Source organism: Leptospira ryugenii, from assembly GCF_003114855.1.
In the GTDB taxonomy this organism is placed as follows: domain Bacteria; phylum Spirochaetota; class Leptospiria; order Leptospirales; family Leptospiraceae; genus Leptospira_A; species Leptospira_A ryugenii.
Window position 1 is genome coordinate 264,376 of record NZ_BFBB01000004.1, and the last position, 25,590, is coordinate 289,965.

24 protein-coding genes are annotated in these 25,590 nt (G+C 40.1%); 11 read left to right on the top strand and 13 right to left on the bottom strand.

Annotation, left to right across the window (positions count from 1 at the left end):
* Positions 1 to 74: 74 nt before the first annotated feature.
* Both DI060_RS09640 and DI060_RS09645 read left to right on the top strand, forming a co-directional pair.
* Complete coding sequence (locus DI060_RS09640; RefSeq protein WP_209452017.1) at positions 75 to 380, top strand: TIGR03643 family protein; 306 nt, start codon at positions 75 to 77, stop codon at positions 378 to 380.
* Between the two features lie 126 nt (positions 381 to 506).
* On the top strand, positions 507 to 1,478 hold the full coding sequence (locus tag DI060_RS09645; RefSeq protein WP_135355028.1) for an MBL fold metallo-hydrolase: 972 nt from the start codon (positions 507 to 509) through the stop codon (positions 1,476 to 1,478).
* A gap of 1 nt (position 1,479) precedes the next feature.
* Here the strand turns inward: DI060_RS09645 and DI060_RS09650 are convergent, their stop codons facing one another.
* The 3 genes from DI060_RS09650 to DI060_RS09660 all read right to left on the bottom strand — a co-directional run bounded on the left by DI060_RS09650 (position 1,480) and on the right by DI060_RS09660 (position 4,381).
* Positions 1,480 to 2,460, bottom strand: a complete 981-nt coding sequence (locus DI060_RS09650) for an MBL fold metallo-hydrolase (protein ID WP_244594343.1) — start codon at positions 2,458 to 2,460, stop codon at positions 1,480 to 1,482.
* On the bottom strand, positions 2,450 to 3,745 hold the full coding sequence (locus DI060_RS09655) for a SulP family inorganic anion transporter (RefSeq protein WP_108976223.1): 1,296 nt from the start codon (positions 3,743 to 3,745) through the stop codon (positions 2,450 to 2,452). Before DI060_RS09655 ends, DI060_RS09650 begins: the two co-directional genes overlap by 11 nt.
* A 195-nt stretch (positions 3,746 to 3,940) precedes the next feature.
* Complete coding sequence (locus DI060_RS09660) at positions 3,941 to 4,381, bottom strand: MerR family transcriptional regulator (protein WP_108976225.1); 441 nt, start codon at positions 4,379 to 4,381, stop codon at positions 3,941 to 3,943.
* Positions 4,382 to 4,467: 86 nt separating this feature from the next.
* Between DI060_RS09660 and DI060_RS09665 the strand changes: the two genes are divergently transcribed.
* Positions 4,468 to 4,830: a hypothetical protein gene (locus DI060_RS09665; protein WP_108976227.1), complete on the top strand. Its 363-nt coding sequence runs from the start codon at positions 4,468 to 4,470 to the stop codon at positions 4,828 to 4,830.
* Between the two features lie 369 nt (positions 4,831 to 5,199).
* Positions 5,200 to 7,281 (top strand): Kelch repeat-containing protein, encoded by a 2,082-nt coding sequence (locus DI060_RS09670; RefSeq protein WP_209452018.1) that lies wholly within the window; start codon positions 5,200 to 5,202, stop codon positions 7,279 to 7,281.
* Positions 7,282 to 7,289: 8 nt separating this feature from the next.
* On the opposite strand, the gene DI060_RS09675 is transcribed toward DI060_RS09670, so the two are convergent.
* The 7 genes from DI060_RS09675 to DI060_RS09705 form a co-directional block, all read right to left on the bottom strand.
* A complete protein-coding gene (locus tag DI060_RS09675; RefSeq protein WP_108976231.1) occupies positions 7,290 to 7,853 on the bottom strand; it encodes an Ig domain-containing protein in 564 nt (187 codons plus the stop codon).
* Between the two features lie 70 nt (positions 7,854 to 7,923).
* Entirely contained in the window at positions 7,924 to 8,742 is an 819-nt protein-coding gene (locus DI060_RS09680; protein ID WP_108976233.1) for a PcfJ domain-containing protein, read from the bottom strand.
* 5 nt (positions 8,743 to 8,747) lie between these two features.
* Complete coding sequence (locus DI060_RS09685) at positions 8,748 to 9,554, bottom strand: hypothetical protein (RefSeq protein WP_108976235.1); 807 nt, start codon at positions 9,552 to 9,554, stop codon at positions 8,748 to 8,750.
* 140 nt (positions 9,555 to 9,694) lie between these two features.
* Positions 9,695 to 11,227, bottom strand: a complete 1,533-nt coding sequence (locus tag DI060_RS09690) for a hypothetical protein (protein WP_108976237.1) — start codon at positions 11,225 to 11,227, stop codon at positions 9,695 to 9,697.
* A gap of 166 nt (positions 11,228 to 11,393) precedes the next feature.
* A complete protein-coding gene (locus DI060_RS09695) occupies positions 11,394 to 11,960 on the bottom strand; it encodes a hypothetical protein (protein WP_135355030.1) in 567 nt (188 codons plus the stop codon).
* The gene (locus DI060_RS09700; RefSeq protein WP_108976241.1) at positions 11,932 to 13,488 is read right to left on the bottom strand and encodes a methyl-accepting chemotaxis protein; all 1,557 of its coding nucleotides are present in this window, start codon (positions 13,486 to 13,488) and stop codon (positions 11,932 to 11,934) included. Before DI060_RS09700 ends, DI060_RS09695 begins: the two co-directional genes overlap by 29 nt.
* A 241-nt stretch (positions 13,489 to 13,729) precedes the next feature.
* The gene (locus tag DI060_RS09705) at positions 13,730 to 14,089 is read right to left on the bottom strand and encodes a DoxX family protein (protein ID WP_108976243.1); all 360 of its coding nucleotides are present in this window, start codon (positions 14,087 to 14,089) and stop codon (positions 13,730 to 13,732) included.
* A 117-nt stretch (positions 14,090 to 14,206) separates the two neighbouring features.
* Between DI060_RS09705 and DI060_RS09710 the strand changes: the two genes are divergently transcribed.
* From DI060_RS09710 to DI060_RS09730, 5 genes are all read left to right on the top strand, one after another.
* The gene (locus tag DI060_RS09710; protein WP_108976245.1) at positions 14,207 to 14,626 is read left to right on the top strand and encodes an RrF2 family transcriptional regulator; all 420 of its coding nucleotides are present in this window, start codon (positions 14,207 to 14,209) and stop codon (positions 14,624 to 14,626) included.
* A gap of 149 nt (positions 14,627 to 14,775) precedes the next feature.
* The gene (locus tag DI060_RS09715; protein WP_167836963.1) at positions 14,776 to 16,818 is read left to right on the top strand and encodes a methyl-accepting chemotaxis protein; all 2,043 of its coding nucleotides are present in this window, start codon (positions 14,776 to 14,778) and stop codon (positions 16,816 to 16,818) included.
* A 121-nt stretch (positions 16,819 to 16,939) separates the two neighbouring features.
* Positions 16,940 to 18,874 (top strand): PAS domain-containing sensor histidine kinase, encoded by a 1,935-nt coding sequence (locus DI060_RS09720; RefSeq protein ID WP_108976249.1) that lies wholly within the window; start codon positions 16,940 to 16,942, stop codon positions 18,872 to 18,874.
* Positions 18,875 to 18,971: 97 nt separating this feature from the next.
* Entirely contained in the window at positions 18,972 to 19,949 is a 978-nt protein-coding gene (locus DI060_RS09725; protein WP_108976251.1) for a dimethylarginine dimethylaminohydrolase family protein, read from the top strand.
* Positions 19,950 to 20,089: 140 nt separating this feature from the next.
* Positions 20,090 to 20,788: a Crp/Fnr family transcriptional regulator gene (locus DI060_RS09730; RefSeq protein WP_108976253.1), complete on the top strand. Its 699-nt coding sequence runs from the start codon at positions 20,090 to 20,092 to the stop codon at positions 20,786 to 20,788.
* A 45-nt stretch (positions 20,789 to 20,833) separates the two neighbouring features.
* On the opposite strand, the gene DI060_RS09735 is transcribed toward DI060_RS09730, so the two are convergent.
* Positions 20,834 to 22,261, bottom strand: coding sequence for a cryptochrome/deoxyribodipyrimidine photo-lyase family protein (locus DI060_RS09735; protein ID WP_108976255.1), 1,428 nt, complete (start codon positions 22,259 to 22,261; stop codon positions 20,834 to 20,836).
* An 84-nt stretch (positions 22,262 to 22,345) separates the two neighbouring features.
* Positions 22,346 to 22,990: a hypothetical protein gene (locus DI060_RS09740; RefSeq protein WP_108976258.1), complete on the bottom strand. Its 645-nt coding sequence runs from the start codon at positions 22,988 to 22,990 to the stop codon at positions 22,346 to 22,348.
* Between the two features lie 117 nt (positions 22,991 to 23,107).
* Here DI060_RS09740 and DI060_RS09745 point away from each other — a divergent pair, with 117 nt between their 5' ends.
* Together DI060_RS09745 and DI060_RS18950 are read left to right on the top strand one after the other, a co-directional pair.
* On the top strand, positions 23,108 to 23,722 hold the full coding sequence (locus DI060_RS09745; RefSeq protein WP_108976260.1) for a TetR/AcrR family transcriptional regulator: 615 nt from the start codon (positions 23,108 to 23,110) through the stop codon (positions 23,720 to 23,722).
* Positions 23,719 to 23,892: a hypothetical protein gene (locus DI060_RS18950; protein ID WP_167836964.1), complete on the top strand. Its 174-nt coding sequence runs from the start codon at positions 23,719 to 23,721 to the stop codon at positions 23,890 to 23,892. The genes DI060_RS09745 and DI060_RS18950 overlap by 4 nt, the downstream gene beginning before the upstream one ends.
* Here the strand turns inward: DI060_RS18950 and DI060_RS09750 are convergent.
* A complete protein-coding gene (locus tag DI060_RS09750; RefSeq protein WP_108976261.1) occupies positions 23,853 to 25,367 on the bottom strand; it encodes a hypothetical protein in 1,515 nt (504 codons plus the stop codon). The two genes, DI060_RS18950 and DI060_RS09750, sit on opposite strands and share 40 nt — an antisense overlap.
* Positions 25,368 to 25,590: the final 223 nt, after the last annotated feature.

Consider the following 25,590-nt stretch of genomic DNA (forward strand, 5'->3'; position numbering starts at 1 on the left):
TTTTGAATCAGATTCTTTTACTCAAAAAATTTTTAATTAGAATAATTCTTTTATATAAAGAAGTCTAAACATTGATGAGCATTTCCAGATCTCTTATGGAACGAATCCAATCCTTCGATGCAGAAACGATTGAACGCTGCATACAGATGGGTTGGGAAGACCGCACGCCTTGGGAAGCCATTCAGAAACAATTTTCTCTGAGCCCAAATGAATTTGTAAAATTGATGAGACATTTTTTACCGAGGGATCGATTTGAACGCTGGAGAAGAAGGATTTCCGAACAAGGTCGACTTAAAAACCAAAAACAGAGAGGCTTTTTAGAATCGAGGTTCAAATGCACTCGTCAATCTGTGGATGGCACTACAAAAGGCTGGAAATAAAGCTATCGTTTCTTTCCCTCATTTCCCCAAAAAAAGTCTAAACCATATAAACGCAAGGAGGGAATTGCTTTGGCTCGGATCTACATTTTTCTAATTATACTTATAACATACGTTACTTGCTCCTCTATGCCAGATGTACAAAAGAGCGATCACTTCAACGGTGAAGTGTTTTTCAATCCAGAACCAACAAGTCACCCTAGTTTTTTCCGGATCTTCCGCCATGTTGTCTCAGGAAGAAATTCAAATTGGCCTGACTCAGTTTTAAATCCAGAAATATATACAAAATCATCTCTCAGTCTAGGTGACACTGAATACCGTGTCACCTTTATCAACCATGCAAGTTTCTTAATCGAAACCAAATCAGCCAATATTCTCACAGATCCAGTGTGGTCAAATCGAGTTGGACCCTTCTCTTGGGCGGGACCAGAAAGGGGCATTGAGCCAGGGATCCCTTTTGAACTCCTACCAAAGATTGATATTGTTTTGATTAGCCACAATCACTATGACCATATGGACCTTCCAAGCTTACAGAGATTAAATGAAAGATTCCACCCAATCTTCATTGTTCCAAAATTAAACAAAGACCTCCTCAAAAGTGTAGGAATCGAAACAGTATATGATTTGGATTGGTGGCAGACGTATGCTTTTAATGATACCTTAAAGGTGATGGTTACTCCCTCAAGACACAATTCGGGACGGGGCTTGACAGACAGAGACAAAACTCTTTGGGGCAGCTTTGCGATCTTGCACTCAAACGGCGGTTATATTTATTTTGCTGGCGACACAAGTTATGGCTCCCATTTTAAACAAATAGCAAGCAGATTGGGGAAAGCGAGTTTGGCACTTTTACCCATAGGTGCTTATGAGCCGAGAGATATGATGAAAGATGCTCATATAAACCCACAGGAAGCAGTACTTGCTCATTTGGATTTAGAAGCAAAGCTTAGCATAGCCATGCATTTTGGGACATTTAACCTTTCTAGTGAAGATCGTTTACAACCTGTCCAAGAATTAATGGAAAGCCTTGGCCAAAAGAATATAGATAGAAACAGATTTTTAGTGATCAAGGAAGGTAGCTCGGTTGTTGGTAAACTTTAATTTAACGTTTCCAAGTCTCGAATGCTAATCCCGGTAACCTTTCTTGGTGGCCTGGATAGACAAACTTTGGTTTGAATTGATTTGTCCATTCGATTAGATAACGTAAACTCTTTCGATTCAAATCTGGATCAGCTGTAAAAGATCCAGGTATGACTTCATTTTGCCATCCCCATTGTGTATGGCAACTATCACCCAACACCAAATGTCCTCCATCTTTTGCCTGAACATAAAATGCTAAACTTCCAGCTGTATGCCCAGGCACAGAGATAACAAAAAAACTTTCATCACCAAAAAAATCTAGATAAGAAATTTTACCTATCTCTTCCGAAAGTTTGAGCTGTATTAGATTTGGTTCTTCACCTAATAAATTGTTTGTACTTCCTTGCACAAAAAGATTGATGAACTGTTTGGAGGTTACTTCACTTGGCCCGACATAAAATGGAATTTTTGAATCAATCTCATAAGCTCCGAGAACGTGGTCTAGATGCAAATGAGTAAAAAAGACTCCCTTCAATTCTATTTTGTTTTCAAGCAGATACTCTTTCGTTGTATGGAAGATTTTTAATTTCTCTAAGTTCATCTGAGACGCAACTATCGAACTCACTTTTCTTTCTTGGTTTCCATTGCGAAAAGACTTACCCACACCGGAATCGATTAGATAGGTACCAAACTTGGGATGTTTGATAACATAAAAATAGATTGAGATAGGTTCGGGGCGATCAATTTGGCCCTTTGCTTTTGGGTCATTGAGATCAAGGAGACCAGAGAGTGGCACTTCCCAATCAGCGGCCTTTACGATCTTAAATTCAATTTTTGTAGTTGTTTGGCGAAGAGATGGAAACTCTTGAGAAGGACTAGTCTTCCATTCTTCTTTGGCTTGGTGTGAGGTAACTTGGCAGGAAATCAAAGTAGCCAAGGTGAGGTAAGTTAACAATCGGATGAATGGTCTTACTATCATAGCTAAGGGAGAGTTAAGCTCCAAGATTGGATTCTGATTTTTCCAATCGATCCATATAAGAGGTTCTAAAGCTATGATAAATATCTTTGATGGTTTGTTTTTTTTGGAGGGCCATATAGATATGAATGATTGTATGGAGTAGTAAACATAACAGTAAGCCTTCAAAGATCCCAAGTTTATACACGAGTAAACCACAAATCGTCGCAAGTACGATGGCATACTTACCATGGTGGTCATAGACAGAACGCAATCCATAAATCATCTTACCACCAGTGAAGACCATAATGATGCCGAGTGTGTATTGAGGAAGAAAGGACAATAGACCAGGAAAGAGAATCATTACCATAATAACCGCCGCACAAAAGAGATTGGAAAGTTTGGTCACTGCTCCTGCATAGGCATTTGTACTACTCTTTGCCAAACCGTCTAGATTCGTCATCCCGCCAAAGAAGGAGGAACCGAGATTGGCAATCCAAATCGCAAGCAAACTATTGTTTGTGTGGCAATGTCTTTTGAGTGGATCAATTTTTTCGATGGCTGCATTGCTCATGACTTGTTCAATTACATCAATGGCACCTAACATCATTGCATAGCCTATCATCTTCACTACACCAGTAAAGGCATCGGTGTGGAAGAACTGAGGGTGTGGTAAAGGAAATCTAAAATAGAAAGGAACAGGTTCTATAGTAAGCTTTGGTAAACTTAAGTAAAACATACTTGCTATGCCAATAGCCATGATGGTAAAATATGAGATACCTGGAGAAACCTTACTGTACTTTTGAAATAACCAAATAAACAAAATGAAAGATACCGTAGAAAAGCCAAGAAGCTCTAGGCGCGCTAGGTCCAACCAATGTTCTGAACTTGAAACCGTGGTATATAAAAATGGAAAAAACTTTAGGGCGATCTTGAGACCTATTCCCGCCAAAAGACCCTCTACAAGATACACAGGAACTAGCAACAAAATGTGCTTTTGTAAATTGTACTTCCAAACAATGATTTGCATGAGTGCAGTCAGCAAAATGAGAAAGGGCATATTCTCCATTCCAAATTCTGCAACACCAAATGCCAAAGCAGGAGCAAGGCCGGCGGCGATGCCAGGAGTGCCCACATAATTGCCAGGACGGAAGAGAGAGGTGATGTAGCCTACAATGCAGGCAAAAACAACTGTGATGAGTCCAATGAGGATGGGATAGTCAGACATGATGCAAATGCCTGCACTCAGGGGAATGGCCATACAGCCAGTAATGAAACCTGCAGAGGCATCTCTTCGCAAATATTGGAAAGTACCTGAAAAATTTTGCTTCATAGTCGTTTACTCAAATCTAGTAGTCTTTTTCATGTTGTCAAAAACTTGCAGCCTGGCAAGAGCAATTGTGAATTTCCAAAATTCTTTTCTAGGGAAAATACGAAATCTGTTTCACGACATTTTATACTCATTCTAAAACTCCAAATTGTTCACACAAACTGAAAGGCAAATCTGATCGTACACTTTGTCCTTTTTTTATGTAGTCGTAAATTTTATTCGTTTCTTCTTAGAGTCTTTTCCGAGGAATCGTGCCGAGTCTAAGAGATCTCGGTAATCCAATTTATGTTTTTTTTTCTCTAGCTGACAAGATCTAATCAAACGGTCCAAAGAACGTTTCATATTCTGCAATTCTTTTATTTTTAACTCTATCTCGTTCTTTTTCTCTACTAGGGTGTTGTGAATCATTTCAAGGCTTTGTTTACTTTTGAATAATTTCACGAAATCTTTGATTTCCTTCAAATGGAAACCCAAATCACGCGCAATTTGGATAAATATTAGATTGTAAATTGAGTTTTCATCAAAACGACGGTAGTTATTCCGGTTTCGACTTCCTTGGGACAAAAGCCCTTGTTTTTCATAAAATCGTATCGTATGAGGGGAGAGTCCAGTGCGTTGGGAAACTTCTGAGATGAGCATGTTTTTTCCAAAAAAATCCTAGCTGAGTATTGACATTAGAGTATACTCTAATGTTACAAAGATACAATTACATTTCACGAGGAATTATGAAACAATCAGCTTTGAGTATTTTGGTTTTTGGTGTTTATATGTTAGGGCAAGGAGTGATCTTATTCTTTGCTCCGAACTTTCTTTTAGGGCTCTTTGGGATACCCGAAACAAACGAGTTTTGGGTGAAAGTCGTAGCGATTGCGCTTCTGATTTTATCCTACTATTATATACGTGCTGCCTCATTAGATGTGCAGACCTTCTTTCAATTGAGTACAGAAGGGAGAACGATTCAGTTCGTTTTATTTACCATTCTAGTTTTTGCAATGGATGCTCCGAAGATCCTCATCGCCCTCTCATTTTTTGAACTCTTGTCCGCCCTCTGGACGTTCCTAGCCTTGAAAAAGGAAAAGCTCGCTTAACCCCTCTTATAAGCAGTCTCTCATTCTTTTTAGAATGTGAGACAATTTTAGTACAAGACCAGGGCAGATAAAAACACTCGATTTTCAGAGCATTTATTTGATTCTGGTCTATAGATGGTACTACGTATTCAGACGTATTCCCTATTTGTTTTCCTAACATCTATCTTTTTATTTTGCCAACCCACCAAACTGGGTAATGCTTGCGACCCATCTCACTCTGGTTATTTCCAAAACCTTTTTTTTGTTCAATTGTTTCAAATCAGAAATGCGGGCTGTTTACCTTCCTTCGTGCCGGGGCCCCAACCAAAGCCTAAACCTGGTTTGTGGGGATTTTTTGCGGTCAACACGGCAAACGGTTTTCTTAAGGATATGAAAATTGTCGGTAACAAAGCCTATGCGATTGGTTTGTATGATTTTGTCGGACCGAATACCGGAAGTTTGGTGATGCTCAATCCATCCGACCAGTCCTTACTTCCAACTTCGAACTGCCCCTACTTCGAAATTGATGGAAACATCTTCGATATCGTGGGTGATGGAAAAGGAAACGCTATCATTGCGGGCGATTTTAATTACATCCAAGGGATCAAACGAAAGTCCATCGCAAAGGTCAAAGCTGATTGCACTTTGGATACAAGTTTTGATGTAAAGATAGTGGATGCCAGTGCGGAGATTCGCACCCTTCTCGTTCACAACCAAAAGCTCTATTTTGGCGGTAATTTCGCGAGTACATTTCCTAACAATGTCTCCAGGGTCGCTTTAGCAGTCGCCAATCTGGATACAGGAGCCATAGACGAAGGCTTCAATGCAGGATTACCCTCAGGAGAACTGTATACAATGCAGACAGATGGAAGCAGTCTCGTTGTAGGTGGGAGTTTCTCTATCATGAATGGAAATTCAGTCGCGAATTTGGCCAGGATAGACGTCAATTCTGGTGCTTTTCTCACGACTCTAGGAGAACCGGATAACAAGGTTGGTTCTATCATACTTGATGGAAATGAAATCATTGTTTGTGGGAGCTTCACAAACATAGACAGCCAAACTGCCAATTATCTTGCCCGTATCGATTACGCAGGTGGGCTCCTCTGGGGGAGCAATTTGTTTGATTCATCCCCTGCTTCGATACATATTTCAAATGGAAAATTGTTTGTGGGAGGAGCTTTTTCAACTCCACGCCCAGGACTGGTCACTTTGAATCCAGGTTCGGGAAATGACTTAAATACAGATTTTAAACTGGCCTCAGGCAATATAACAAAGACTATACTATACAATAACAAGCTCTATGTCTTTGGCTTTTTCGATAGCATCTTAGACAAATCCATAACTGGTCTTGCCGTCATCAACCCAAGCAATGAGACAGTGGAAACCTGGGATGCGAAATTGGCAGGTGGCAACATAAGTTTCCTAACAGGAGGGATCTTCCAATTTGCAAATGGACCCTTGTTGTTAGGTGGTTCCTTTGCAAGTTTACAAGGAGTTAAACGATCCTTTTTGTCCGAGATCGATTTAACAACTGGAAAACCAACAGACTGGAACCCACAAATTACCTACCCAGGAGGTGGGATAGAAGCAGTACAAGCCCTCGAAATCTCTGAAAATCGATTGTTCATTGCGGGAACTTTCACTGCAATCGATGGCATTACGCGAACAAGGTTTGCATCCTTTGATCTTTTACCAAGTCCGAAATTAAATTCCCTAAACATCAGCATCTCTGGATATACAAATACTACAAATAAAATTGTGAACATCAATGGGACAATGTTTGTTGGCGGAGGGTTTACCAATGTGAGTGGAAATAGCATCAACCATTTCTTTTCTCTCAATCCAAACACCTTCGCCTTATCTTTTGCAAATAATCCCAATCCCAATTTTCCAGTGTCACAAATTCACAAACTTTCCAATGGAAAATTTTTCATAGGCGGAGAATTTTCAACAATCAACGGAAGTACGGCTACAAATCGTTTTGCTATTATTGATGAGACAAATGGAAGCTTCAAACAAGGTCCAAGCGGAAGTGCAATAGGTTTACTCACAGGCTCTCTTACCCACGGCGACAAAATTTTTGTTGGTTTTGGTAACCAAGCAGCACCCAATGGAACAGGCTGTTGTGTTGGTATTTATGACATCCAGAACCTCTCACCGATATCACATAACCTAGGCATTGCGCCACAAGCAGGAAGTGAAGTCCGAGATATGATAGTGGATCGCGACCATCTCCTTCTGTCAGGTGCCATGATTACGGCACAAGATACTACAATTTCCAATTTCGCTCGGTTTGATCTGGCTAGTTTACGATTGTTAGTAGATAGTTCGATCGCGTTTAACAGTCCAACCTTCAAATTTGTCGATACCGCGAGCTATATCTATGTCATGGGTAGATTCAAAACAGCAGCGGGAAGGCGACGGGGCTTCCTCGCGCGCATCTCAAAAGATACGAATAGCATCATTGACTGATGCATCAATCAATTGCAAAATGCACTGCTCACACAAGCTTGTACAGTCGCATAACAGGCAGGGCTATTTTTGCAGGTGAAACCAATAGAATCGGAGGTGCAGCCTCCCGCCTGACCAACATAAGAACATTGGAATACTCCAGATGGACCGCTCAGAACTTGAAGGATGGTGGATGCTCGAGAAGTCTCTTGGGATGCAGTCACCGTATAGTTTGTCTTTGAAAGTATAGTTTGTGTTGCTTGTCCAGTTATGATTCCTGTCGTTGGGGCAAGAACCAGACCAGTCGGTAAGCTTGGAGAAACAGAAAACTGGGTGGGAGAAAAATTGGAGATTGTAGGCTTAACCTCCACGGCTTGGTTAAGAGAGAAAACAAGTGTAGCATTATCTTGGTTTCCGTATGAGATCCGAGGCCTTTGTGCATTTTGGTAGCTTGAGACAAGGAGCAAATTGAAGCTTGTTTGGTCAGCCTTCTCTTCAGATTTGCATTGGTTCGTGAAGCCTAATACCAATAAGAAACCGAGATAAGTCCAAACTGTAAAAAATCTAAAAATATGAGAACTCTGTCTTTTCAAAAATGTAACCTAATTTAAATCTCAATTCAGCTTCTTTTATCTGCCTGCGAAGGTCTAGCACTTTCAAATCTCACTCTAACATCCAAGAGGCGGGAAGCCCCATTCGAAACACATCACCTAAAATCAGAATACCATTTCTAAGCCGCCATGCTTCAAGCTGATGGTAAGTTTCAGGATCGGCAGGCTTGTTGCATGGTCCAGCAATTTGATCCAAAAACCAATCCCCTTCTATGTTTAGAAAAGAAACCGTACACTTTGTTTTTCCATTTGTATGGTACAAATAGAACCTACCGTCTCGTATCTTTTGGTCATAATCAAATACACAATTGTGCTGGTTTTTACCTTCCCAGTATAAGTCAAGATTTGAACGTATGGGCGAAATCCATTCATTGCCTTCAAACGGTGGTTCTGGATACGAAACAACCTCTTCTTGGAATGTACTATTTTCTAATTCTTGGATCATAGTGCTTTCCAGTTTATATACATCGGCAATCGATCGAAACTTCCAATGAGGCTTGTAGAGATCGATTTCTTCTATCAACTGGCAAATCTGCAAGAGCTCGTCATCAGAAAGGGATTCTTGCATCAGATTTTCTAAAAATCGAATGTGCAATTTTGGTCTTTGGTTTCTTGCTCGTAACAGAGAAAAGAATCTCAATAGATTTGCGTTGATCTGCTTTAAGTGCAAAAGATGCTTTCGGTATTTCGGATCAGCAAAGATTTTTTTGAAGACTACAATGGATTCTAGGTTCCAAAGATCAGGTGTCATCCTCTCGAGTGGTTTTCGCAAGGCTGGGTCATATCCTGCCTCGATTAAAATGTCCCTTCTCTTTTTTTGAGTGATCTCAGTCTCATTACCAAATACCAAGTAAATAGCTGGAACATCCATAGTTCTTAGGCATTAGACTTTTGCATTTGTTTTGATTGGAACAATAAAAACCCAAGTGTTGCGATTACACCTCCCAGCAAAATAAAAAGTTCCGCACCATAAGGACTCACGTCCCAAGTAGGCCCAAGGATGCTTAGATAGACGATAGGAGCAATGTATTGATTGATGAAGAGAATGGTAAAGGTAATCTGATTGGCAAGCCCGCCACTTAAAAATTTCCAGAGAAAGAGATGAGGATTGGATAAAACAGTAGATGTTGCCAACAAAGCCATGAAGACCATCTCCATGAGAGAGATGCCGACTCTCGGATCCATATCCATACTCAAATACCTTGGGTTATGGAATAGATGTCCTATTAAACTCAAGGCACCTGGAACAAGCGCTAGATGGATGAGAAGGTCATCTAGAATGAAAATACGGTTGGGTGTTCTACGGAGGTACAAGAGAATTTCATAGACGCTAAAGAGAAGGAGTCCTATAGAAGTAAAAATGGAGGTCATGACCAGCGAAGACTTGGTACTAATGTGCACCTGAGGTGCAGACAGCAACATTAAGATAGACGAGAGATTTCCACCACCAACGATCATAAGTAATGCAATATTTCCGGTGATCGGCCACATATGAAGATAGCGTGTGGCAAAGCGAAGTGCCACAATTAGAAAGATAGAAACACCAGTAAAGATAGACAAAACAGGACCATTTGTCTCGTAAAACAGAGGTTTACCGATAGCCCAAGCAAAAATCACGACGATCGATGCGACTAAAACTACTAGGTCTATGAGTTCTGCTAGCTTACTTTTTTGGATCTTCATACGATATCTTTTCCTCTCCTCCTAAGGCTCTATCTAGATCGATAGGAGCATTAGCAATCGGAAATGATAACCTTTCCCTCGGAAAAGTCAAATGATTCCCAATTCCTGACTAAACCAATGGAATGAGATTAAAAATCATTCTATGGCAACTCGGTCGAAGGGAATACCTTTAGTTTGAAATTTTGCCGTGCACTGTCATTGATATCTGGAAGAATCCTTTCTCCTCGGATCACTTTTCCTGTACACACTTCCTTTAGTATCGTATAATGAGTCTTTTGTGGGTTTGCATCATTTGTTTCGAAGGCCACACTCTCATAGGCTCCGCTAGAAGCTCTGATTTTGGCAAGCACCCTTTGCAAACCACCTGTGCCTGTTCCCGTTTCCGCTGCACCCAATCCCGTATAACGACCCGCATTTGGTGATAACAAAGTAGAATAGACAAGATCGTTAGACCTACCATACAAAAGTGGGATTGGGAATCCCTCGGGTAAAGAGGAGGAGGACCCCAAATAGGTATGCCACAGGTTGGCCCCATTTTGGTCTAACTTTTGGTAGTAGTAGTTTTTGGTTGAACCCGCTATACCTTGGAAAGGACTTACAGGGCTACCAAACGTATCAGAAAATCGGCCCAAAGTGTAGAACTGGTTACCTGCTAAAAGCAAAGTTTCTACCCCACCATTGGTAGAACTACCTCCCGGCCCTTGGTATGAGATCCAGCTAATGCTTTGGTTGGATTCAATCTTCAATAAAAAAGAACGGGTAAAACCTAATGCAGGATGTCCAGTCGCTCCATTCATATTTCCTGTCGTTGATCCACCTAAATAGATCACATTACCATCGCGAGCTGTGCTTAGGGGAGATTCACTTCCGGAACTCGTGATGTAGGTTTGTTTGATGGGTGATCCAGAACCGTTCACTATGCCATACAAAATGTCTGTATCTGCGGTTGCACCTTGGGAAGTGTTGGTTACTGCCGGAAATTCACTAAAAGTTTGGTGCCCAGCCGTTCCATTGAGAGTGGCAAACAAATGGATTTGGTCCAAGTCATCGATCTCAAAAGCGCTTGAATTGTTCAAATCACTGGAATCAAAATAGGTATGCCATTTGCGAAGACCCGTTTGGTCATACCGTACCACCATAAAAGCTGCAGACCCTAGACCAGCTGCTTTTGCTGACAAAGCACCAGCTTGCTCTGTGATCACATCGTCCGCAATGCCAATATCACCATTCGAAAACAGTTTGACTGACAATCGTGAGCTATTGACAACCTCTCCTAAATAATCAAGCCAAACAATGTCCCCCGTTTTGCCATCTAACTTAGCAAGAAAGCCATTGTAAAAGGGAGCAGATCCAATGGTCTCTGAAAAGTTAAAATTCTTTCCCGATCCTAAATTTTCTGTAGTGAATCCGGTGATGACGATATCTTCATTCGGTAAACCTTTAGCATCCGTTATATAAACAAGAAAAGATCCATTCCCAATCGACTTTTCCCAACGAGTTGTCGTATTACAAATAACAGGTGAAGGAACCGGAGTGAGCAAAGTGCGTAAGAGATTTGTTAAAAAAAAGGCTTGCGACTTTGGATCTCCCGCATTGGAAAAATCTAGTTTCCCGCAGGATAGATACAAGATAGCAAAAAGTAATACAGAGATTCTGGGAAATATAGGATACATTTTCATAAGCATACACCTTTCACAGGCTACTATTATTAACAAAAGATGGTATTCTTTTTATCACAAGAGCAAAAGCATCCTCTTCAAATTCTCTTCCATCCCAATATTTCTTCTCCATGCAGTAAACTCGTACATATACTAAATTCTAATGTTCGAAAGTGTGAATTCAGTCAAGATGGTTTTTAACATCAGGTTGAGAGAGAGTCTCTATGGCAAAATGATCTAGATCTTTGCATACATAGACTCGGTCTCGGCTGGGTGGGATACAGAAAAAGATAGAGTTATGTTCATCGCGTTCCTTTAGAACTGGCGAAATGGGAAGATAAGCCCCCAATCTTTGGAAGAACTTTCGTTTGTCACCCTTTGGATGATACGTTTGTATGGGAAGTTCCTTTTTGTACGCTTGGAGAGAGTCCTCCGCATGGTCTACTGGTATGTTTTCATCCATCACAAGGTAGAGAAAGGAGATGTTTTGTCCTTCTCTTGCCTTTCGGAATGCCTTTAGCTTTGCCAGAGCCAAAGGGCATTGCTTTGTGCATCCAACGATACCTGGGTATACAATGAGCCATGCCTTTGGGTCTATCGAATGAAATTCATCTTTACAAAACGTACACTCAACAAAAGAAATCTCTTTGCTTTTCAGAGAAAAGCAGACAAAAAAAGAGGCACATAGGAGGAAAGCGAGAACAAAGGAAAAAACAAAATTATTTAGATAAAAACTTTTCTTCATCATCTTCAATGGTTTGTTTCAAGTGTTGTATCGAATGTCTAAGCGATTTAAAAATACCATCGGCCGTATCAATCTTTGTCACTAACTCCATCGTCATTTGTAAATGGTTTTGGGTATTTTCATTCAATTGGGCAATGGCAGAAGAAATATCTGCCAAACTTTGTGTTTGTTCTTTCGTGGAAAGACTCATCTCCTCAGCAATTTTTAATAAAACATCCAAGGCATCTTTTTGGTCTTCGAAAGCACGTAAGTTAGATTGGATCGATTCAGCAAGGTGTCGGATCCCATCTTCAGAAGCGATGATAGAGCGGACAAATGTTTCGACTGTTTGGTTAATTGAATTTGATTTTGAAAAACTCAATTGAATCGCTTGTTTAATCTTGGATGAAATATTCGAAATATTCTTGGTTGCTTCCGCAGTAGAGTCAGCTAACTTAGATATTTCGGCGGCTACCACTGCGAATCCTCTTCCCGCATCGCCAGCCCTTGCTGCTTCGATAGAGGCATTCAAGGAGAGAAGGTTGACTTTATCTGCTATACCAGAAATCAATTCCAATATTTCTTCCATCCTATCTGAATCATCCACAGCTATTTGCATTGATTTGTAGAGATCTATAAATTCGATTTCCGTTTTTCGCACTCGGTCTGCAGATTCTTGGATCTTTGCCCGCATACCTTCGAGGGAATCTACAAATCCAGAGGTGAGTTGAAATAATTTGGAATTTAGCGCATCTACTGCTTTCACCTCCTTAATTTGTTCTTGTGAGCCATTTAAGATGAGTTGGCTTGCAGCAGATGTTTGTTCTGTAGAGGCAGAAATAGATTCCATGGAACTAGATTGGCTACGAAAGGAGATGTCAAACTCATGCAATTGTTTTGATATGATATCTGAATTTTTGGAAAAATGATTGGATCCTTCTGTAACAGCATCAACGGCTTCACGAACTCCAGACATAACTGTTTCTAAATTATTTTGTAAGGTCACTTGTGTTTTCAATTCTAGATAAGATCGGTAGGAAAAAAAGGCAAGCACCGCGGTTTCAAATACAACAAAAATGGCATGAATGAAAACAATCTCTAAACCAGTTCCATAGCCATAGACGATCAAAGGACTACCAAAAACGGATACTCCTGCCTCTTGGATATAATTGCCGATTAGGTGGTGCAATGCGATGGTGAGTGCAGCCACAGGGAGAATCTTCCAATCTTCGTAGATAAATAAAATGGCAAGGCCAGAGAATACATGGAAATGCATTTCGATCCTTCCCGCTTGGGCTTGGATCAACACGGCGCTGAAGAGCATAGTCGTGACAGCATTCCAAACCCTTAGGAAAAGTGTATCTTTTGCGATAAAAAAGAAAAAGAGAGATATGAGTGATAGCAAAAAGGATGCAGTGCTAACAAGGAGAGTTGAACCATAGCCTAAAGAAAATAGGTAGACGACAGGAGTGTGCAAGATAAACACCCAAACGAAGAAAATATCGATCTTTCTTCTCCTCTGCCTTAAGATCATCTGAAGTTTTTCTTCCATAGAAACTCCTTTCGTATCTCAAGCTTTTCCTTTCTAGGGAACAGAGCTAGTAAAAAAGAGATAAATTACTATATGTTCATATATTAAAATTATAAATTATCAATAAAAGCAGACATTTTCTAAAAACTATCTTCAACTGCTGGTTTTTTCGTGAATTGTGTCTCATTTGTGTGAATCGGGGAAAGGATTAGCCAACCCACAGAACTGGTGTGAGCTGTGAATCGGCTAGCCTTCGCATCATTTAACTTTCAGAGATACCAAATTGTGTCCTTGGGTGAAGGAAAAACAATACCAAAGTCATCACAAAAAAGAGACTCGCGGGTGCGATGGAGGGAAGAACATCTCCGTGGCCTAAATGAGATCCAATGGCTCCTGAAAAGATTCCAAAGAGTATAACCAAACTGGGCAAACGGTATTTCGAAAACCAAATGCTGATCCCAAGAACTACCTCTAAGAGACCCAAGAGTCGAGTGAATCCCTCACCGTAGTGAAGATTCGCCATGTTTTGCAGCATCTGTTCTGCTCCGATTACCTTCATGCCCCCAAAGACAAGACAACCCAAAGTCGTAAAGCCTAATAATCCAGTACCTATCCATTTCATATTCTATCCTCTCAATAAATGTATTTTTGATAAGTACATTTAAAACCGATTAATTGCAACTATAAAAATTACATTTTTTATAGTTTTCAGAAACTATCCGTTGGAAACTCTATTCCTATGGTTGAGACCAAGTTTGCCGTCAGTATCCATCTACTCACTGCCCTCGCCTACAATCCTGGGAAATGGATGAGCTCCGAGGAGCTGTCCAAAAGTCTTTGCACCAACCCGAGCTTTGTGCGGAAGCTGATAGTAGATTTAGCGCGAGCAGAGCTGATCCAATCTCTTCGTGGAAAGGCAGGAGGAGTGCAATTGGCAAAAAAGCCTTCATCGATTGATCTATCTGAAATATATCTTGCCGTTTCAGAACACAATCGGATCGAAATTCCTCACAAAGAGCCATATACAGATTGCCCAGTGAGTTGTGCTATGGGAAATATCTTGTCAAAGGTTTCTACAAAAGTAGAAGAGGATATCATCCAATCACTTAAGAAAACAAAATTAAGTGAACTCGTACAACAAGTACCAAAACAATCTTAGGTAAAGCACTCAGAATTGAATGTCCTTCCGAGTGCTCTCCTTTTATAGCTGAATATTCTATAAATAAATTTCTAAATCAGAGTTTCCTCGAGAACGTATTCGTCTATAGTTTGTATCTTTGGAAAAGAAATAAAAATAAATAGATGGCTATGATCGAAAAAGTATTATCTCATTACAGGCTTAAACTTCAATTTACCTTTCTCTTATCAGCACTTGGTATCCCACTCATTGTCTTCTTTCTATACGGAGTGCACAGTGCCTATGATCAGTATCTAATCTCTGAAAATGTTGTGAATCTAGTTCGGTTTTCAAAATCCATCGCCAAAGTCATCCATGAAACACAGAAAGAAAGAGGCAAAAGCAATATCTATGCAGCAGCTTTCAATGCCAATGTAAAGGCTGAGCTAGACCAACAAAGAAAAATAGCAGATACGGAGTGGGCCGGCCTGGAAAAACTCTCCTCGGAAGAGTTTACCGATAAAACATTTGCTTTGAAACGGATCCGTTCGGTCTGGTTGAATGAACGTGATCGATTGGATACATTCGGTAGAACACCCGAAGAAATCCAAAAAGAGTATACAGCCATATTAACAGATCTCTTGAAACTAGCCGAACTACAAACGGCGGCCGGTGAGTCAGTGTATTCTGATCGTATCCGCCAAATGAATCTATTTTTCCTTTGGAAAGATAGTGCGGGACAACTCCGCTCCAATCTAAATGTTTCCTTAACAAAAAAAGAGTTCACAAAGGAAAGATACAACCTTTGCCTTTCTGCACTTGCCCAGATGCAATTCATTACGGCTCTTTTTGAAAACTCCAGCATCTCCTCACGGGTAAAAGATTTTGTGAAACAATACTATGAAGGGAAGTATTTAGACATTACCACCTTCTTATCCGAACAGAGAGACCGACTCCCAGAGATCAGCCAAGAAGAGTGGTGGAAAATCTCTACAGAAAAGATGGACCTACTCCAAAGCTTTATTCTCTCCGAAGCAGACCTTCTCCTCCAAGAGGCTGAAATGGAACGCACTGCCAACCTAAACTTCTTACTCTTTTTTACACTTCTCTCTAGCTTTGCCTTTGCTATCTCCTTTTTCATTGCACAAAGTGTTGCAGGAAGGATCAACCGAGAGCTAGGTTTGGTGTCCCTTGCTATGAAGGAATCAGAAAATGGAAAATTAAACATTTGGAAAGCAAAGGAAGGCAAGGATGAAATCTCAAGTCTCTCTCGCTCCTTCTCTTCCTTATCTACCATTTATCGAGATTTGATCACACAACTCCAAGGTAACGTGCAAGAGACAAAGAGCATCAGTGATGAATGTGTTTCCTTAGCAGACAACTTCCAAAAAACTTCACTTTCGATTGCTTCGGGTTCCGAAGAAATCTCTGCCGCTTCCGAAGAGATTTTATCCCAAACAGATTCCGTAAAAATGGCCATCGAAAACTCGGAAAAGAACGTTCAAAATATCAAAACAGATATATTAAGATCGAGCCAGATCGCATCCGAAATCAATCGGCTCATCCAAAGGCTATCGCAAAACGCAGACGTACTGGAAGCTAATGCACAGCACGGCTCACAGATGATGGTCCAACTCAAACGACAGATGTCAGATATCCAAAACCATTCGGTTGAGATCAACCAAGTACTCAAAATGATCTATGAGATCTCTGGCAAAACAAACCTCTTGTCTTTAAATGCGGCTATTGAAGCGGCACGTGCCGGTGAATCTGGTAGAGGATTTGCTGTGGTTGCTGATAGCATTGCCAACTTAGCTCAGAATTCGGCAAACTCTGTAAAACAAATTGAAACCATTATCCAAAAGTTGAATGATTCCATAAGCATAGGTGCCTCCAATATCGAAGAAAATCTAAACTCTTTAGAAAAGATCAACAGTAGCACAAGTGACAACCACAACCAAATCAAAGAGGTCTCCAACCAAGTGGAAACATCCGTGGAATCAGCCAATTTGATTGAGACCCAAATCCTCGAAATTTCAGAACGATTTTTAGAAATCAAACAAGCAACGGAAGAAAATAGCGAAGCCATCAAATCCATACAGCAAGGCATCAGTGCTATGTCAGAGGAAGCAGAAGAGCTAAGTAGAGACACCACTCACTTAAGAGGACGCATGAATCTCTTAGAGGAAAGTAACCAAAACCTATTGAATCGTATTTCCTTTTTCAAAACTTGATCAGATACAATAGGTAAGAGATCACAATGATGAATCAAAAAAGATAAGATTTGGTTGATCTTCAGAAGGTGCCTCAATATTTGATACAAACCAAAGTGTTAGAATATTTGCACGTCATTATATGAAGCCTGAAACCACCTTAGGAGCAATTATAGATAAACTCCCCGTAATGTATTTACAATATACATTTTATCCGGATGGTACAAGTCAGATATTTTATGTGAGCGATGCTGTACGTGATATATATGGTATCGAACCAGAAAAGGCATTACAAGATGCTTCCCTATTGTGGTACCAGATTGACCCAGAGCATATCTCAGTGCTGTTAGACAAAATCAACCAATCAGCAAAACTAGACAAGAGTTGGTCACATGTTTGGAAGATACGTCAAAAGACAGGCAAACAGCTTTGGGTGTATGGGCAGGCAACGCCGGAAAGACAATCGGATGGCTCTATCCTTTGGAATTCAATCACTCTGGACATCACAGAATACCAATCCCACCAAGAAAGACTGATCCAAAATGCATCAATTAGCAAAGCGATTTTAGACCAAATCCCGGATGCCATCTTCTCCTTGGACAGAAACTTATGTTATACCTCATTTAATGAAAGCCATAGACAATATATGAAATCACTGTATGGCCATGACATTTCCATCGGACAAAATGCCATTGCACTACTTCCAGAAGGAGAGATCCGCGATTCCGCATTGGAAAAACTCAAAAAAGCCTTTGCAGGTGAGATCGTTTCAGAAACCGCCTTCCATGGAAATTCCGAAGATGCAAGGCAAGCTTTTGAACTCAGGCACAATCCCATCTATGACCAACACCAATCTGTCATTGGTGTCGCCATTCTAGCCATTGAAAATACAGACCAAGTCAAAACTTGGAAAGAGTTAGAAGAGCTCAATCATAAATTAAAAGATTCTAATGCAGAATTGAAATCAATAGAGCTTGAATTACAAAAACAAAAAGATGCACTCGAACAAAGCGAACGCAAATACCGTCAACTTGTCGAATCCCAAACTGAATTCGTTACCTTATCTGATCCCGATACCAAGATAGAATTTGCAAATGCCGCCTTACAAAAAGCATTGGGACTTGCCGAGAGTGAGATACTCGGGAAACGATGGAAGGACTTTGCGATTCCCGAAGACTTACACATGATAGAAGAAAAGATATTGAGTCTTGATCCAGACCATCATATTTTTCTTTGGGAAAATCGCGACAAAAGGGCAAATGGTGAGTTGGGTTGGACAGCATGGATCAACCAAGGCATCTTTGATGAAGGTGGAAATCTCATCAAAATCCACTCGGTCGGACGGGATATTACCGAACTAAAAAATTCTTACCAACAAGCACTTGACCTCCTCTCTGTTAGTTCAGAGCAGAATAAAAAACTAAAAAACTTTACTTACATTGTTTCACACAATCTTCGTTCCCATTCTGCCAATATCAAAGGCATATTAGAACTTTTACAATTGTCTGTAGACCCAGAAGAAAAAAACAAACTATTTGACCTCTTACATTTTAGTGCGAATCGATTGGAGGAAACAATCCACAATCTAAATGAAATTTTAACCATCCAAGAGAATAACCTTCGGATCATGGTAAGAATCAATCTAGGTAATGAGATCAAAAAAACCCTAGATGTACTGACAAATGTCATTGCAAGTACAAAATGTACGATCCATTTAGAGATCGAACACAACATTTTCGTAAAAGTTATCCCTGCCTACCTGGAAAGTGTTCTTCTCAATGTGATTGGCAATGCCATTAAATACAGAAGCCCAGTCAGAGATCCGAAAGTATGGATTCGAACTGAGGAAACTGCAGAGTATTTGGTATTGCAGATTGAAGATAACGGATTGGGAATTGATCTTTCGAAATATGAAAACAAAATCTTTGGTATGTACAAAACCTTCCATGGCAATGAAGATGCAAAGGGATTTGGACTTTACCTAGCTAAAACACAGATGGAATCAATGGGTGGAAAGATAAACGTTCAAAGTGAGGTAAACAAAGGATCTACATTTTCCATCTATTTCCAAAAATAAAATCATTGATCTAGATCAAACGATAAACACTCCTCATCCTATTATAGGACTTCTCATGCTTTTCTCATAAGGACAATCAAGCCATAGAGGCATTTGTATGGCTGTCTTCAATGAATATGGCAAATTAAAAGAAGTAATTCTTGGGATCTCATCAAAAATCTATTCCCATGATGAATTGCCCAAAGAAATGGTATCTGGTTTAAGGATTAGGGATAGATTGCTCTATCCAATTGCTCATTTCTTATTTGGTGATAGGCCACTCCCCCATTACCTAACAAAACAATACGAAACAGAACTCAATATCCTAGAAAAAGTTTTAAAAAATCATGGTGTCATAGTCCATCGTTTAGAGGCAATCGAACCAAAACAAGAAGAACCAAGAGGTTTGATCCAGATGTTTGCCAGAGATCCCGCAATGATGATTGGAAATCATTTTCTATTTGGGAATTTGCAAATACCGATGCGAAAAAAAGAAAGGAGAGGCTATCATTCTCTTCTCACCTCATTCCAATCAAAAGTTATCAAAATAGATTCAATCGATCTAGATTCGGATACTTTTTTAGAAGGCGGCGATGTGTTGCTTGATTATCCTTACGTGTTTGTTGGGGTAAATACCTATGCATCCAATGAAAAGGGGATAGAATGGTTACAGAGAAAACTGGGCAATCGATACACTGTTGTTCCTGTTTATCTTTCCGATCCTACGATTATGCATCTAGATTGTTGCTTAACTTTGATCGGCAAAAACCTGGCTATCATCCATAAAAATTCCATCAAACTCCCTCTTCCTTTCCCACTCAACCAATATGATTTCATTGAGTTAGATGATGATGAGAGAAAGGAGCTTGCGGGAAATGTTTTGGTCCTAGATCCAAAAACCATCATTCTACAAAAAAGACATAGCAAACTACAAACAAAACTGGAAGAAAAAGGATTTAAAGTAATCAGTTTAGAATTTACGGAACATGCAAACTCGCATGGCGCATTTCGATGTGCAACCTGTCCGGTTGATCGTGAAACAATGCAATCCAAACATCTAAAAGGAGATTTGTTATGGGGATTTTTGACTTTTTAAAGTATAGACTAGAGACAGAATCTTCTATGAGAGGTAAAGCCCCTAAACAGAATCCATACGTGCATTCTCAATGATTAAAACAAATTCACTCATTTTCAATCAAAAGAGATGAAGCTGCTTTGCGAACTTGGAAAGAAATCATGCCAAATCATGAGGTTATTGGTTGCCCTATTGAAAATAAAATGATACCCTGGATCGATACGAATGCATTGCAGGACCAGAGCTATTTTTTCCGAATGAATGCCAAAACAAATCAAATTTTAAAAGACTATGTAGCTTCCATAGAGCAAATCTGGGATTCTCTACCATTAGCGATTGTGGAAGAATTTAGCAATCATTCAAATATGGTCTTTTATCCAAAAAACACATACATCATGAGTGCCGGCGAGATTTGTCGATATTTGTATGTTATTGAAAGCGGAGGAGCCTGGAAATTTTATACGAACAATGGAATCAAAATTCCGACCGATTTTGCTTTTACAAAAGAGATCATCTTTTCTTTCCAAAGTTACACAACCCAATCTCCCTCAATAGAATATATCCAAACACTAGAAGATAGCTATATTCAACAAATCGAATATGGAGTCTTCGAAGAATTTAGAAAGAAATATCCAATACTATCGCAATTAGATACATTATTTTTAGAATATCAGATTCTAAGATTAGAAGATCGATTGCAAGCTCTTCAATTTAACACAGCAGAGCAAAGGTTACTTTGGCTTTTACAGAGAGAATCAAAATTATTTGATAAGGTACCACAAAAACACATTGCAGCTTATCTTGGAATGACCTTAGAAACTCTAGTTCGCTTAAAAAAAAGAATCAATACCAAATCATGAATGAATGTCTGGAAAATCTACAATGGATAAAAATGTTTGTTTTATCTATCCATTGACATGCAATTGTTTTATCCTTTTGTTTTCTTTTTGCACCTCTATACTCTTTTGGAATTGAAAGTGAACATCTTTTGCTCTTTGTAAGGCGAGGTCAAGATTTACGGCAGGGTATGGTCTTTTTGCAATCGCAAACAGTGATTGTTCCTTTCCCCATTGGTGAATCTCAGGTATGGGAGTTTTTTGGAATTCTGGTAACCACTTTCGGATAAAGATAGCATCTGGATCATTTTCCATACTTTGTTTGTACGGATTGTACATTCTCAATTGGTGCATGCCAACAGTACCTGCTTGCATCTGGAATTGAAAGTAATGAATTCCAGGCTCAAAATCTAAAAACATCCTTCCGAGATGGTTTGTACCCAATCGCCAGTCCTGCCAAAAAACCATTGTTAAAAAAGACACTAACATAGCTCGCATCCGAAAGTTTAGGTAGCCTGTTTCAATTAAACATTTCATACAGGCATCCACTAAAGGATAACCTGTCTCACCTTCCTCCCAAAGTTGCAACAATCTCGGATCAGGAGCCTTTACGAGTTGATCAAAGGCTCTATTAAAATTCTCTTTCTCAATCCTTGGTTCCGACTCAAACTTTTGTATCATGTGATCTCGCCAAAATAAACGAGATAAAAAACGATTCATTTGATTTTTTAAATAACGATTGCTAGTTGCCTGTTGTTTTATTGTTAATTGGTAGACCCATTTCGGAGAGAGATTGCCCCAAGCTAAGTAAGGAGAAAGTCTTGAGCAATGAATACGGCTCTCTTCTGGTTTTGAGATACAAGGACTATACCGCCGAACTCTTTCTTCTACAAAATGGGAAAAGATATTCTTTCCCTCCTTTTCTCCTCCTATTTGGAATTTCGGATGATGCTTAAGATTTGCTTGGAACTCAGGATAGATTGCATCCAATTTCCAGATGATCCTTTCCGAGGGAATTTGGAGCATAGGGCTCCTCATCCATTCCTTCCACTGCGCAGGCCAATCCTTTCTTCCTCTGCGAAGTCCGCGTACTAAAAACTGTTGTTTATATTCAATCCATTTAACACCATATGTTTGGCATAGAGCTTGGACTCGGATATCTCTTTGGAAGGTTCTATCATTTCCCACTTCCATATGAGAAACCAAAAACTTAGGCGGAGAAGATCGAAAGATACTTTCAAAAAACTTTGGAGAAGATTCTCTATGAAGAAAGAAATTTCCAGGTTTTGGACTTTGGCTAGACTTTAAATCTTGGATCGACTCCCAAACAAAGCGTAGGTGGCGTATGTCGGTACTTGGATCACTCTCCCACTCTGGCTCCCATAAAAAAAATGGATAGATAGGAAGACCAAGCGCGATGGCACCGCCCAATGCGGGGTGTTCTGTCCACCTGAGGTCCCGCTTAAACCATAACAAAGTATAGGGAGTGTGTAACATAAGGAATTAAATCCGAGCAATCTTTAAGTGATTTCATTGCTCTATGATTCAGACCTCTCCACTCCTGCATTTAGTTTTCTTTTTTTAGAACCAATATGTGACATGGAGTGTGGCAACAGGAATGATGGACTCACTGATCGTCTCTCTTCTATTTGTATCTTTGTAAATGGGCCAGGGATTCGATTTGGAGACTACCTTCGCAAAACCAGCTTGCACATCCAAAGACCATTGCTCGGATAACTTCCATTCATAACCACCTAAGGCCATTAGTTCCAAGTCCATACTTCTAAAGTTTTTCTGCCTAGAAATCTCATCTATAGCATAGTATTCCAAACCAGCATTCAAAAGAGCCAAGGTTCGTACGTTTGTAGGTCCAGGACTCACTGCATTGCTCAAGGTACTTTGCCCATAAGCGGCAACCATTTCAAGGTGCCAGGGACTCGCTAAAAACTGACGTATCCCCACGATGGCAGACGTTTCAGAAAATGTACCTTCTGTGGCTCTTCTTTCTGGTACGGAATGTCCGATACCAAGGAGAATGTCCGTTCTCCAATCCAATTGATCATGCAATGAACGGCGGTATGCAAATCGGAACTTCCCACCAGGGAAGATAGGCCAAAGTGCGTTGGAACGAATCCCCTCTTTTGGTAATTGAATCGCTTGGGCAAACAACTGACCCCCAAACGAGATAAAAAAGAAAAATAAAACCACATATCGACTTAGAAACATATCCTAAACTCCAATCTTGACGATGTCAAGATAAACCAAACTTTATTTTGTCAGTGTCAAGATTAAAAACTATTTTTTGATTTATTTTTTAACGATCCCCGCAGATCCTGAAGACTCTTGGAAAAAGTTAAGCCAAAAACGCAAAAACGAGCCTACCACCACGGTGACCTCTACGAAACTCTGATTCGTACAGCCGAGAAATGGATTCAGGACCGAGGTATGGAAGCCTTTTCGTTACGTGCTTGTGCGAAAGCTGCTGGTGTTGCTCATAGTGCACCTGGCCATTACTTTAAGGACGTATCTGAGATACTCACGGAAATTGCAGCTAGAGGATTCGAGAGATTGCACGCAAAGATTGAGGAGCAGAAGCGGAAAGCGCCCAAAGAAAGTCTTTTGTACAATGTTTGTTTCGCTTACGTAAGCTTTGCCATGGAAACACCCAAACTTTTTCCCTTGATCTTTCATTCTGATCGCGTAGACCGAGGACAGGAACGATTCCAAAGAGCAGGAGAACTTGCATTTCGGGAATTAGCATTGGCCATTGATCCCGACAAGACCCAGCGCCAAAAGAATTACGACAAACTTTTGTTTGTTTGGAGCCAAATTCATGGATTGGCAATGCTTTCGATTGATGGCCCAATGGTGCCGGTAGGTGGAAACCGTAAGGGATTGGACATTGCCCCAATCCAAAAATCAATCCGTACCCTTGTATCCTTACTCGAAACTTGGTGAAAGGATTTGTTTTTGACTCACTGATCGTATCTCAATTCCAAGACGAGGAAGTTGACACAGACAAATACAAACCAAATAATCTCCCAGATATCGTGCTTCCGACTGCTCATTGCAAACGTTTAGTCTACCATTACCAAAGGGGAATGGGTATCGTAATGGGTGATGCATAGTCCCACTGGCCAAAAGAAGGTCCTTTGGAGCCATTCAACAAAGGGATCAATTTCAAATCCGAATCTGGATGGCTAGATAGATCGATCTTAAACTCGAAGACATGCCCCACCTTTCCCCAAAAGTATCTTTTTTCACCTTTAGTCCTTTCATGTTCCCAACCGTACGCATCATTCATATGCAATTTGAATCCGAGCCCAGATCTTTCTTTTGAGGCCGAAACATCCATCAGATAAAAATATAAATCTTTTTGTGATTGAAATACCTCATAAAATGGCTGTTTGGCTCGAATGACACCATAAAGTACCTGATCTTTGATTAAATAGCGAAAACTTTGCAAAGCCATTCTTTGTTTTCCTATTTCCAAAGAAGGATTTTTGATTTCCGGGATTTCTAAAAGGTCCCAATCATCATCCATTCCATCTAATTGTATACCTTTCTTTTTCAATTGGGATTTGAGTTCACTTCGTACGTTAGATTGTTTTGGATCAGTACCTAGGACTCTTTCCAAGGCATCTCCTATTCCATCAGCATCCGTATCCCATTGGGATAGATCGGTGCCAAACACCTCCTCTTCAAAATCGGTAAGAGAATCACCATCTGCATCGGATAAGAGTGATGCTCTTTCTTTGGAATACCCTTTTGTCAGAATCCAACCTGATAATTGTTTCTCCCAATTTATTTTCTTTTGAGAATCCAACAAAGATAATACTCCTTTTGATTTTTGCTCCCATAAAGTTTTGGACGGAGCTATGAAATATTCATTCCATGTTTTGTGGTCTGGATCTGTAAGTGAGATGAGAAAGTCGCGGTACTTTTCTTTACCTAAGTATGTAAATATATAATATTGTATTTTGAATGTCTTCTCATAGTAGATCTGAAAATCCGAATTGATTGTCTCATCTTTGGAGTTAGAGTCACCCAGTGGAAAGTCCCGTTTGGAAAGTGGATTGAAAAACCCCCACCAAGATTTAATCTTATGCATTTCAAATTCATCCCATTGTAGATAACCTGATGCTTGCAAGGCGATAGGTAAAAAACTACTAACACCTTCTCCGATCCAGCGAGGCTCCTGGCCAAACCACCAATGTCCAATCTCATGGTAGAGAAGCGGTGGAGGCGTCAAAAGTTCAGGATCTGGGTAAGCAAGAGGCACATAGATGATTGAACCTTCGTTACGTGCAATTGATCCATCTATAATATCCTTAATTGTAAGAGTATCTGCACTAGGAGCTGAGTTTAGGTATTCTGCGACTCTAGGAATGTATGCACAGGCTCGATCCAACATCTCTTTGGCAAACGATCTCTTTTTGGCATCCGGTTTGTATAGAATGCGAATGGTTTTTTCCTTTCCTAAGACTTGTATCTGCCTCTCCTGGGACTCCCAACCATCCTCATGAGCTATGTTTGTTTTGGATTCTGTGTCTTGGAAGCTTACTAGCGCCATCCAAACAAATAGAACGGTAGTGATGCGCATCTTCATGAAGCATGAGGCTATCATTGGAGGGGAGAGAGTGCAAAGATTTTTCAGATTGGAAGGGAAAAAAATTGACCAGTTTTCCAATAAAATTCAAACGAGATCCTTTCTTTGGGAAAGCTCCTTCCAAGAGCTCCGTTTTTAAGGACAATGTTCGTACTTTTAACATACAAATTGTACTGCAATTTCTTCTTGCCATGCCAGAGAAACTAGAGTAAAGTCA